9 protein-coding genes are annotated in these 11,560 nt (G+C 44.4%); 7 read left to right on the top strand and 2 right to left on the bottom strand.

The genetic code is table 11. The features are described from left to right. Positions 1–64 precede the first annotated feature (64 nt). Together sixA and JKP82_RS00265 are read left to right on the top strand one after the other, a co-directional pair. Complete coding sequence (sixA, locus tag JKP82_RS00270; RefSeq protein ID WP_232370589.1) at positions 65–577, top strand: phosphohistidine phosphatase SixA; 513 nt, start codon at positions 65–67, stop codon at positions 575–577. 164 nt (positions 578–741) lie between these two features. Beyond that, positions 742–930 (top strand): hypothetical protein, encoded by a 189-nt coding sequence (locus tag JKP82_RS00265; RefSeq protein WP_013784916.1) that lies wholly within the window; start codon positions 742–744, stop codon positions 928–930. Here the strand turns inward: JKP82_RS00265 and JKP82_RS00260 are convergent. Both JKP82_RS00260 and JKP82_RS00255 read right to left on the bottom strand, forming a co-directional pair. Next, complete coding sequence (locus JKP82_RS00260) at positions 927–2,219, bottom strand: HlyC/CorC family transporter (RefSeq protein ID WP_057793021.1); 1,293 nt, start codon at positions 2,217–2,219, stop codon at positions 927–929. The genes JKP82_RS00265 and JKP82_RS00260 overlap by 4 nt on opposite strands. 128 nt (positions 2,220–2,347) lie before the next feature. Further along, positions 2,348–3,139: a cytochrome C assembly family protein gene (locus tag JKP82_RS00255; RefSeq protein WP_159529687.1), complete on the bottom strand. Its 792-nt coding sequence runs from the start codon at positions 3,137–3,139 to the stop codon at positions 2,348–2,350. A gap of 322 nt (positions 3,140–3,461) precedes the next feature. Here JKP82_RS00255 and ffh point away from each other — a divergent pair, with 322 nt between their 5' ends. The 5 genes from ffh (at position 3,462) to JKP82_RS00230 (ending at position 11,470) form a co-directional block, all read left to right on the top strand. Beyond that, positions 3,462–4,889: a signal recognition particle protein gene (gene ffh, locus JKP82_RS00250; RefSeq protein ID WP_159529689.1), complete on the top strand. Its 1,428-nt coding sequence runs from the start codon at positions 3,462–3,464 to the stop codon at positions 4,887–4,889. 315 nt (positions 4,890–5,204) lie between these two features. Then, the gene (locus JKP82_RS00245; protein WP_159529691.1) at positions 5,205–5,615 is read left to right on the top strand and encodes a hypothetical protein; all 411 of its coding nucleotides are present in this window, start codon (positions 5,205–5,207) and stop codon (positions 5,613–5,615) included. Positions 5,616–5,868: 253 nt separating this feature from the next. Continuing rightward, complete coding sequence (locus tag JKP82_RS00240; RefSeq protein WP_218395399.1) at positions 5,869–9,621, top strand: ATP-binding protein; 3,753 nt, start codon at positions 5,869–5,871, stop codon at positions 9,619–9,621. Next, entirely contained in the window at positions 9,618–10,253 is a 636-nt protein-coding gene (locus JKP82_RS00235; protein ID WP_159529695.1) for a condensin complex protein MksE, read from the top strand. Before JKP82_RS00240 ends, JKP82_RS00235 begins: the two co-directional genes overlap by 4 nt. Then, the gene (locus JKP82_RS00230) at positions 10,250–11,470 is read left to right on the top strand and encodes a phosphoenolpyruvate carboxylase (protein ID WP_159529697.1); all 1,221 of its coding nucleotides are present in this window, start codon (positions 10,250–10,252) and stop codon (positions 11,468–11,470) included. The genes JKP82_RS00235 and JKP82_RS00230 overlap by 4 nt, the downstream gene beginning before the upstream one ends. Positions 11,471–11,560: the final 90 nt, after the last annotated feature.

Raw genomic sequence — 11,560 nt, 5'->3', positions numbered from 1 at the left:
TGCTATGCGTAATTAAAGCACTCTGTTATCGTAACTGCACATAAAACATAGTATGCGTAATGTTATGTCAGGTCAAAGTAGCAACGACGACATTTTTTTATTTATCATGCGCCATGGAGAGGCAGAAGCGCCGCGTTTGGATGACAAAAGTCGGCAGCTCACCCAAGTTGGTAGACAGCAATCGTCGGCCGCCACGCAGTGGTTGTGTGCGAATTATTGTCCTGATAACGCCGTGGATTTGGCGCTAATCAGTCCTTATCGTAGAACTCGCCAAACCCTTGATATGGTCTCCCTTGATATCGTCGCTGATAAAATCGAAGTCAATGAAGATATTATTCCCGACGGTTCGGCAGAATTGGTTAGCGATTATTTGTCGGCGCGGATACACAGCGCTGTTAATTCAAAACAGCCCCTCAAGCGAATATTGGTGGTCAGTCATATGCCATTAGTCAGCTATTTGGTTGACGCATTGTGTCAGTCTTACACAACCAGTTTATTCGCTACCGCTTCCATTGCTGTCATCCGATACTCGCCTAGAACACAAAAAGGTACCTTGGTAACGCATTACCAAGGCTGAAGGTTTAATGGCTAAAATAGGCTGGGGTACACGGTGTGTCTGGTTTGAAAGCTTATGATTATATTAGACTAAAGATTTATTCGCGGATTTTGCTTCAGAAGTTTTGTTTTTGACCGATAATTAATATTGAGAGTGTCAACGTTTATTCGAAAGCAGGGTGGGGAATGACCAGCAAATCTATTCCTGAACTCCTCAAGCGTTCATTGCAGTCGCATATGGCGGAAGCAGATTTGCGCGAAGACGAGGAGATGCAGGACATTATTACAAAACTATCTACATTGTCTGACAAGGTTGCGGCTGCAAAAGCGCAAGTGCTTGCCAAACGTGCTCAAAAAGCAGTAGATAAAATCTAGTCTGAAGCGCCAGATTGGGGGGCGTTGAAGTACTCCGGCATAATACGAACCGTTTTGATCATGTTTTCTGTAATATCCACAATCTCTAACGGGTAACCTGCCAAGCGAACACTCACTTTGTTCTCAGGAATTTCTTCTAAATACTCTAGCAATAACCCATTCAACGTTTTTGGCCCTTCAGTAGGCAAGTTCCAATCCATTTCTTTGTTTAGATCGCGAATATTAGCACTTCCGTCCACCAGCACAGAACCATCTTGCTGAACGTGCGCTTCTTTGCTGTGATCGGGCACCATGCTGGTCGTGAAGTCCCCGATGATTTCTTCAAGAATGTCTTCTAATGTGACCAAGCCCATAATGTCGCCATACTCATCGACAACCAGTGCAATGCGCTCTTTCTCAGCTTGGAACTTGTACATTAGCGTATGCAATGGCGTTGATTCTGGCGTGTAGTAAATTTCTCTTACTGCACGCAGTAGGCTCGACTTGGTAAACTGATCTTTTGATAATAAACGCAGTGCATCTCGCACATGAACAAACCCTACTGCATCATCGATACTATCGCGGTAAAGTAATACGCGGGTATGTTGGGCGTGAGTAAGGTGTTTCTGAATCCGCTTCCATTCGTCGTTAATATCTATGGCGACAATTTCAGCTCTTGGCACCATAATATCTTCAGCTGTGACACTTTCTAAATCAAGAATACTTACCAGCATATCTTGGTGTTTTTTCGGGATAAGGCTCCCCGCTTCGTATACCACAGTACGTAATTCTTCACGACTTAAAGAGTCATCATTGCCATCTGCTGGACTAATTTTAAGCAGAGCTAAAATGCCATTAGTGATGCCATTGATAAAAGCCACAAATGGATAAAGTATCGTTAGCAAGGGCAATAGTATTACCGAGCTTGGGAAGGCCACTTTTTCTGGGTAAAGGGCGGCTAATGTTTTCGGGGTGACTTCCGCAAAAATAAGTAGAATTAAGGTTAGACCAAAGGTGGCTGCAAATAAGCCCCAATAATCGCCAAACAAGCGAATACAAATAATTGTCGCTAACGATGACGCGGCGATATTAACAAGGTTGTTCCCTATTAAGATAAGACCTATAAGTCTATCAGGGCGGTCGAGCAGTTTTTGAACCCGTTGGGCAGATTTATTGCCTTCGTTTTGCAGGTGCTTCAGGCGATAACGGTTTATCGACATCATGCCTGTTTCAGAACTAGAGAAATACGCAGAAAGTAATATGAGTACGCCGAGCGCGATAAACAGCGTACTCGTAGATATGTCGTCCAACTATTGGGTTCCTATCATTTATTGATGTTCAAATAATATAATTTGAAATTGGGTCTACATGTGCAATATACGCAGCATACGCAAGGTGTGCACGTAAATTTGATTAATTCATTTAGATAATAGGTGATTTATAGCAATATTTCGCGAACCAATTTACTACCGAAGTACGCAAGTGACAGTAAAATAACGCCGAGTACTGTCATAAATATCACTTGTCTTCCTCGCCATCCTCTCAGCTTTTGACCAACCAATAATATTAAGTACACGACTAAAGCGGCACTCGATAGTACCGTTTTATGCGCATACGTTTTATTAAACATGTCATCTAAGAACACAAACCCGCTAAGAAGCGACACAGATAACAAGCATGTACCCACCAGCAAAAGCTTAAACAATATGCCTTCTACCAACATCAGAGGTGGCAAAGATGAATGTAGTAGCGCTGCGCCTTTTTGTTTCAATCGATAGGTGATGTATGACATCTGCAAGGCATAAAGAAAGGCAATAACCAATGTGCAATAAGCAAACAAAGACAAGCTGATATGCACAACTAGCCCTGGTTGCAGCTCTATATGCATGATGTAAGACACGGGAATAAATAGCGAGGCCAGCACTGATAAGCTAGCAAACCCAAATACCACCGGAAGCAAAATAAGGTTTGGAATAGCGCGAGCAAATATCAGCATGGCGGTGGTGATTATCCACGCCACTAGTGAAAGTACATTGGTAATACTCATGTCTTGCCCAGGCGCCACCATAATAACGTTAAGCAAAAACGCAATGTGCGCAACAACACCTAAGCTAGCAATGCCTAGGCCTAAGCGTTTGTTTGGGCCTTCTTGATGTACAAACTTGCCAAGTAAAACAATGGCGGCCATAGCGTAAAGCGCAGCGGCGGCAATGGCGAAAGCGGTGTTCATGATGTTTCCTGTAAAAAATGGTGTTTATCACCAATACTGGCGGTATTGATACTGGAAGTTGGGCTTAAATTCAACCATCTCCTTGTTTTTCTTTATGCAAGTACCATGTATTGGGGCAATAGCGTTCGTTTAATTTTCTCGCAAGCTAGTCTTTGAGATGAGACAATAACGACCTGAATTAGTTTAATGGTGGCTCATAGCAAGCTTGTATGCGTGAGCAGTAGACAGAGGAAAGAAATTTCCTTCACTAGACGGTACGTTAAGTCGCCCTTTTACGTTACAATAGGCGCATTACGTCTGAAATAAATAGAAGTTTCATACTATGTTTGAAAATTTATCAGAACGCTTAGGCCAGACATTACGAAATGTCAGTGGTAAGGGGCGTCTTACAGAAGACAACATTAAAGAAACGCTTCGCGAAGTGCGCATGGCGTTACTTGAAGCGGATGTTGCATTACCGGTTATCAAATCCTTCGTTGCACAAGTCAAAGAGCGTGCGGTAGGGACTGAAGTTACCAAGAGCCTGAAGCCAGGACAGATCTTTATCAAGATTGTTCAGTCTGAGCTAGAAGCGGTGATGGGGGAAGCAAATGAAAAGCTAAACCTTGCCACTCAGCCTCCTGCGGTTATTTTGATGGCTGGCCTTCAAGGGGCGGGGAAAACCACCTCTGTAGGTAAGCTTGCTAAATACCTAACCGAGCGTGAAAAGAAAAAGGTTATGGTAGTGAGTGCCGATGTTTATCGCCCAGCGGCGATCAAACAGTTGGAAACCCTTGCTAGCGAAGTTAACGTTGCTTTTCATCCATCAACTATTTTGCAAACGCCAATTCACATTGTTGAAGGCGCCATTGACGAAGCGAAGAAAAACTTCTTTGATGTACTGCTAGTTGATACTGCAGGTCGTTTACATGTCGACAATGACATGATGGACGAGATTAAAGATTTACATGCTGCCGTGAAGCCAATTGAAACCTTGTTCGTGGTTGATGCCATGACAGGTCAAGACGCTGCCAATACAGCAAAGGCGTTCAACGATGCACTACCATTAACCGGTGTAATCTTAACGAAAGCCGATGGTGATGCACGAGGCGGTGCAGCGCTTTCAGTTCGTCATATTACGGGTAAACCTATTAAGTTTATCGGTATGGGCGAGAAAGTAGATGCGCTAGAGCCATTCCACCCAGAGCGTATCGCTTCACGGATTTTAGGCATGGGTGATGTACTCAGCTTAATTGAAGAAGTGGAACGTAAGGTTGACCGCAATAAAGCAGAACAACTGGCTAAGAAAGTTCAAAAAGGCAAAGGCTTCGATCTGCAAGATTTTAAAGATCAGCTTGAGCAAATGAAGAACATGGGCGGCATGATGGGAATGATGGACAAACTGCCGGGTATGGGCGGTATGTCTGAAAAAATCAAAGAACAGGCCAACGACAAGCAGTTTAATCAGATGGAAGCCATTATTAACTCGATGACACCCGCTGAACGTTCTCGCCCTGATATCATCAAGGGGTCTCGTAAGCGACGTATTGCCGCAGGTTCTGGTACCCAGATTCAAGATGTGAACCGTTTACTTAAACAGTTTACTCAAATGCAGAAGATGATGAAAAAAATGTCTGGCGGCGGCATGAAGAAAATGATGCGTCAGATGAAAGGTATGATGCCTCCAGGTGGACCGGGCGGTCCAGGTGGATTTGGTGGCGGAGGCCCAGGTGGTTTCGGCGGCGGTGGCGGAATGTTCCCTCCACGCTAACCGTTAAATAGAAATGAATTTAAAAAGCCCCATCAAGATGGGGCTTTTTTTTATTTTCTCGCGTCTCATTCTATAGGCGAGTTGTTTGGTTTAAGTAACAGGACGTAAGCAGTTACACGGGTCTACCTAATCTGAGAGCGTGCAAAATTAATTGTGGTAAGTAAGCGAAAGTCGTTAATTGTGGGCAGTTTTGTGTGTGAGTTTCTATTCTTAGATGTAGAAACGAGGAGGTACAATCTTGCGAGAATATTATGGTTTTGACAATCCTGAGCTATAATAGTGTCCAACGCTGTTAATTTTTGATGCGAGGCAATAATGATAAGAGCGAACTACGTCATTAGAGCAGACAATAATGTTGTCATTGTACATGTCAAAGGCGCTTGGGATCTTTCTATTGCTGAGAGATTTAGTAAGGAATTTAAAAGCTTAGGCCGTCAGCTTAACACCAGCCCTTGGGCACACCTTGTGTATTTCGACGAGTGGGCGTTGTCTACCCCAGACGTAGAACCTGTCATTAACGAAATGCTTGTTTGGGCAAAAATTAATAATATGACGCACACCGCGAGGGTCTATAAAGATCACGCGCTTAAAACGTACCAGCTTAATCGCATGTTAGATGCAGAGAAACAAAAGGACAATATATGCCATGTCGAACATTCAAGCGAAGGTTTTGAATGGCTTTCAAAGCATGGTTTTCACGTTAACCTTGCTAAGGTAGTTGCTTAACTTTTCTCTTTTCACTACAACACCTATCACCTTAGCGCAAAAAAGCAGCAGTCACTCATTCTGCTGTGTTTGTCCCCTCATACTGTCTGTGCAAATCATTCATTTCATAATACACTGAACGGCTCATTAATCGGTTTACAAGCAGTGCCTGAGTGCGGCTTGTTAATTGCAAAAAATAAAACGTTTAATATAGATAGACGTGCTTGAAGCCCCAAAAGGGCAATGTGCTGATACTCAAATAATAGGATACTGAATGGCAGGCTTAAAACGTATTGTTCTCATCGATACCCATTTGCCGGGTGTGGTTGAATTAAAGCTTGATGGGCATACCAACATCTGTGGTACGAACGCATCGGGTAAAACTACCTTGCAGCGGCTCATTCCGGTTTTTTACGGTGAATATCCTAGTCGTGTTGTACCTGCCACTCGCGATAGTTTTGAGCGTTGGTACTTACCTCGTTTATCCAGTTTTATTATTTATGAGTATGCGCGCGCCGATGGTGATTTATGCCAAGCGGTTTTAAGCTCCAACGGTACGGGTGTTAACTATCGTTTAGTGGGCAAGCCGTTCGATATCGACGATTACTTAATTAAACAAAAAAGTGGTAAGCACGTTAGCGTAAGTAGCGCCGAACTTGCCCGCGCCATGAAACGCAATAACGTGATGGTAACCAGCTTACTTAATACCAAAGACTTCCGCGCGATTGTGCAAAACGACCATGGTGTATTAAACCAAAGCGGTAACGGGCGTGAGCTGTTAGGTTACGCTAAAATATTTAGCCTGTGCGAGCCAAGCAAGCACATGCGTCATATCGAAAAACTTGCAAAAGCGGTGCATTCAAAAGAAGGCAAGATGGAAACCATCAAAGCCATGATTGCCGCTATTTTGGAAGAAGACGGGGTAACACCGCCTACTTCAGGTTTAAGCCGTCACCGTGTTGATGACTGGATTAAAGAATGCCAGTTAATCAAACAGTTCGACAATATTCGTCCTGAGTTCAGTAAACTTGAACAAGCCGATATGGCGTTAAGCAGCACTGAGCAACTATTAGCTAACTTAAAGCACAGCTTTGAGTTGGATAAAGTGCATCTATCTACTCGCGTTGATACCACTAAAAACGAATTAGATGAGAACACATTTCAGCGTAAACAAACGGATAGTCAGTGGCACGATACCCGTGATCACCTTAACCAAGTTATTTCGTCTGCCCGTGCTGATGTTGAAAAATACACCAGTGAACTCGATACCGTTGAGCGTGAATTCGATAAATGGCAAGACCAGAATATCGATAAACTAAAAGAAGACGTGGCCAATCTAGCGCAGTGGCAAAACGCGCGCGAGCTGGCCGACAGCCGCTATCTATTGCTTACCGAAAAGCACCAAGATATTGAATCAGCCTACAACAAACGATTGGCTGAACTAGGCGATAAGTTGTCACTCTCGTTAGAGTCGCTGTCAGCGGCAAGGCAAGAGGCAGCGGAAACCAAAGCAGAGCAAACACAACAAGAACATGAAGCCATTGCTCGCATTCGAGACGACTACGCAGGCCAGCTCAGCACCTTACAAGCAAATTATCAAACCGCGTCTGGTGAGCTTAAAGTCGCTGAAGCTGAACTTAAGTCCTCGCTATCTAACGCGGGTTACAACGAATTTGAACAGTCGCAATTAGATTTGCTTGATGGCGCCACAAAAGAAGCGTCGGTTAACGAAGATGCAGCTCGAGCGGCTTACCGACAAACTCAGCAAGCCCACAGTAAAGCGGTGCAGTTTAGGCAAGATGCCTCAAACGCCCTTGATAAAGCGCGCGTTGCGTTTCAAAAAGAAGAGAGTGCAGTTTCAAAAATCAATGGTTTGTTGTACCCCGGAGAGGGCTCACTGCTAGAATTCTTGCGAGCCAATGTCGATGATTGGGAATTATCGTTAGGTAAGGTGCTTCGCCCTGAATTGTTAGACAGAAACGACTTGAACCCCAGCGTGGTTAAAGCCGCTGGTGAAGCCAAATTGGACCAAAAGTCGGACACTGACGAAGCAAATACGTCGCTGATGGGCGTTAGTCTAGCCCTATCAGAACTTGAAATACCTGAATACGCACAAACCGAACAAGCCTTAAAGCAACAACTTCAATTAGCCGAAACTCGTCAAGCGGCATCGCTTGCTGCGCAAAATGAATGCGAAACGCGTTTAGCTAAAGCCAATGAAGATGTGCGTAATGCTGAATTGTCGATGACGCAAAAAGACAATGCAGTGAAAAGTGCCGAGGCTAGCCGTAAGCGTGCGCAACAAGACCGAGATAGCTTATTAAGCGAATACCAGCAGGCGCTTTCAGCGCGTAAGCAAAAGGCGAAAACCAAGCTTGAAGCTAACCTTCAAGCTCAAAAACAAGCCAAAGCCCAATATGAGCTTAGCCGCGATGAAATAAAAGATCAGCAGCGAGAGTCGGAAACAGAACATAGCTTCCATTGGCAACAACTTATCGCCGACAGTACAGGCCGTATTGCACAAATTGATAAAGACATGCAGCAGGCAAAAGCGAATGCTGCTCGCGACCGTGAAGACATGCAAAAGTGGCTTGAAAATGAGCTAAATAATCGCGGTGTAGATATAGACGAAATAGGCCAGCTTAAAAAGCAAATTAATAAGCTGAAAGAGGACATAAACCGCACCGAAGCCCACCGCCATAAAGTGGCTGACTATGAACGTTGGTATGCCACCATTTTCACTAAACAAAAAGTGGTATGGCAGGACGAACTAGCTAAAGCACGGAAATCTTTAGGGGAATCTGAACGCGGTTTAGCTCAAAAGCAAAGCGAGTACAAAGCGACGCGCGAACAACTACAAGAACAGCAAGCTTCACTTGAAACTAGGCTGAAGACAGCAACGGATCAACTAGAACAAGTTCGAACATTAAGTAAATCACTCAGTAAGCTTACCCTGCAAGCAGCGAAAGAGTTTACTGAAATTAAGCATGACGATGTCAGTGTGAACCAGCGTATTTCTGAAGTTCAAGGGCACTTACAAGAACGAGATACACTTTATAGTGATATTCGAGCTTATGTAGAAAGGTTCGATCAGTTGATTGCAGCGCAAGCTGGAACTGGGCTTTCTGATACATGGGAGCGCGCACGTGAAGAATGCGCCACTATTAACGCCCACGGTGTAAAGAGCTTCGACCATCGCCGCATGGTATCTCACTTATCTCAGCTTCTTAATGTGATAGTGCCTCAGAAACTGCAAGGCTTACGTGAGCAGGGCAGAATATTCGGGGCTGACTTGTCTCAGTACTACTTTGTACTTGCCGATATAGATAAGCGCATTGTGTCGCAAAGCCGCCGAATTACCCAAGAAGTCGACGGTGAGCTGTTCCTAGATGGTGTGTCTGATTCAGCTGTTAAAATTCGCTCTCGCATAAGTGAGCTAGAATTCTGGCCAGAGCTAGAGCAGTTTAGAAAGCTTTACGAGCATTGGATGGAAGAGGGCGCCAATACCTTACCTGAAGAAGAATACGGGCTAAGTATGCGCCGTGTGCTAGATATTTTAGGCCGCGCAGCACTAACTGGCGGCATCAGCAAGTTGCTTGATATCGAACTTCATTTACGTGAAGGCAAAAGCGACTTGGTTATCCGAACCGATCGTCAGCTTAATGAATCGTCTAGTCATGGTATGGCTTACCTTATTTTGTGTAAGTTCTTACTGGCCTTTACCCGTTTACTACGAGGCGACGCAGAAGCAACCGTACACTGGCCAATTGATGAACTAGGTACGCTGCATCAAAGCAATGTGAAGAAAATATTTGATGCCTGTCAGAATAATAACATTAGCGTAGTCGGGGCGTTTCCTAACCCAGAATCGGAAGTACTTACTTTGTTTGAAAACCGCTACTTAATTGACAAAGTAACCCGCCAGTTGCAGGTGGTTCAGCCTAGAACCAGTGGCATTGCTGCTCGCCTACAAGCTAAAAAAGCAAAAGATAAAGGGAACGCCGCTAGCCAGGAGACATTATCATGATGACTGAACAAGGCCGCGTGTTAAGCGCACTATTGCAAGGGACGTTTATTTGTCAGGTTACTGACGAAGAAGCATGGCGTTTCTTGAAAAACCGTGAAAAAGCCCAGCAACTAGAGCCACATTTAGCCATGCTAAATCGCACGCTTTCAAGCACAGCTGAAGGCGATGTGTTTTTTGCCAGTTACCTCACCATTGGTGAGACAGAGCGCAAAATGCTAACTCAACAGTTTCAAGATACCGCGTCGAACTTAGTCCCGCTGGTGGAATGGTTGTTGTTAGTACAACAGGCCAATGAATCTGATATGCCGGTTACCATGGGCAATGCTATTCGCTTGAACGAACTGCAAACTACTATTGAAGATACCCCTGCCTATGCCGAGCAACTAGAGAAAATTTCTCGTTACCGCATGTTTGGTTCTACCAGCGTAAATTTAGATGGTCAGTTAAAGCAGGTATTTAAACGCTTAACTGAAATGGGGTACTTAACTAGGCCAAACCCAGAAAAGCAGATTTACCTTGCTACCGGTAAAGTAGAGCACCTCTATGAAATGCTGCGTTTTATTGATGAAACCGAAGCGCTAAGTTTATCTGAGCAAGCTGATGCAGCTATAACCCAAGGTAGCTTGTTATGAGCCAAGCGCTTATTCAAACAGGCACTCGCTTACTGAATGCATTGGGTAAGCACAGTGACCTTATTATGCAGGTGTATATAAACGGCACCGTTGATGAGCAAAAACACAGCCCTAAGGTTTTAGAGCAATTGGTGCAGCTGGGAGTGCTTTGGCGTCCCGAGTCGCAAAGTGAGTTGCGGCTTAAAAGTGCGGTGCGTACGTTACTAGAAGGTAGCTTACAAGATGAAAGAAACCGCACGATTAATGCGAATATCGGTGCGTCGCTAGCGAGCTTAAAAACCTTGGCTGAGCATTATAAAGAAGCGCTGCATTACAATAAGTACAATGAGTCTGCTGCTCACATGAGCGATTTAACCGAGCATGTGTATCAACTGTCTGAGTCATTATCGAATAGCGTACGTGTATTATTCGGGCGTATTACCAATGAGTTTGGTTATGTGTCTTCGGTAGATGCGAAAATTCGCGAAAACGAACTGGCGCAAGGGCAAGTTACTGATCTGTTGTCACAGCTGGAATGTTTCCGCTTTGACGAATTAAGTGAAATAGCTGGCTCAAACCGAGAGCTTCGCCATTTGCTGGTGGTTTCTTTGCAACAGCGCTTTTCAAAAGCCGCGCAAGAACTCTCGGTAGTACAAGCGCGGTTGATAGATTTGCTTGGCCGGTTTCGGGAATTCCAAGGTCGTACTCGCTTACTTAAAGGCTACTTGCTACACATGGAGCAACACCCTGACTTTGCGCCGGGTAACTACACTAACTTGACCCAAGTGCCAGTGTTGTTTAATCAATCGAACAGCGTGATTAGTGCAGCTGCGCCAGACGTGAATAACGTTGAGCACGAGAACGATTATCAAGAGATTGTGTCCTCGCTTACGCATATTCATCAACGTGCTACTAAACAAGATGATGCTGAAGCACAACAAGATATCGATGTAACCGCACAATCTACGGTATCTCTTGAAAAGGATGAATTGCAGTTGGCCATAGAAGACTTCTTCTGCGAAGTCATTGATTCAGGCCAACCGAAAACAGCGTTAACCTACTATGAAGAAAAAGCATTAGGCTTTGATCAAGAGGTATGGATGTATCAAGTGATTGGTGGCTATCAAGCGCTTGCCGATCAGGAAAAGCAATTTTTTGCACTCGATCCCCATGGTGAAAATGACAAAACGTTTACTGGCAATTTCTACATTAACGATATCACGCTAGGGCTGCGTTAGCAGCTCTATTCTTTACAATCATCTTTACAATCATCTTTACACTTATTTTGGGCTTCTTATACGCAAGTTTACTTGGAACCCGTAGGAAAA

Source organism: Alteromonas lipotrueae (assembly GCF_019249215.1).
In the GTDB taxonomy this organism is placed as follows: Bacteria; Pseudomonadota; Gammaproteobacteria; order Enterobacterales; family Alteromonadaceae; genus Alteromonas; species Alteromonas lipotrueae.
Note: the sequence above shows the minus strand (reverse complement) of the source record. Positions and strands in the feature narration are given on the sequence as shown.

Bases quoted from the DNA above. Each gene is read 5' to 3' on its own strand.
- sixA (WP_232370589.1), top strand. From the start codon at position 65: ATGTCAGGTCAAAGTAGCAACGACGACATTTTTTTATTTATCATGCGC.
- JKP82_RS00265 (WP_013784916.1), top strand. From the start codon at position 742: ATGACCAGCAAATCTATTCCTGAACTCCTCAAGCGTTCATTGCAGTCG.
- JKP82_RS00255 (WP_159529687.1), bottom strand. From the start codon at position 3,139: ATGAACACCGCTTTCGCCATTGCCGCCGCTGCGCTTTACGCTATGGCC.
- ffh (WP_159529689.1), top strand. From the start codon at position 3,462: ATGTTTGAAAATTTATCAGAACGCTTAGGCCAGACATTACGAAATGTC.
- JKP82_RS00245 (WP_159529691.1), top strand. From the start codon at position 5,205: ATGATAAGAGCGAACTACGTCATTAGAGCAGACAATAATGTTGTCATT.
- JKP82_RS00240 (WP_218395399.1), top strand. From the start codon at position 5,869: ATGGCAGGCTTAAAACGTATTGTTCTCATCGATACCCATTTGCCGGGT.
- JKP82_RS00235 (WP_159529695.1), top strand. From the start codon at position 9,618: ATGATGACTGAACAAGGCCGCGTGTTAAGCGCACTATTGCAAGGGACG.
- JKP82_RS00230 (WP_159529697.1), top strand. From the start codon at position 10,250: ATGAGCCAAGCGCTTATTCAAACAGGCACTCGCTTACTGAATGCATTG.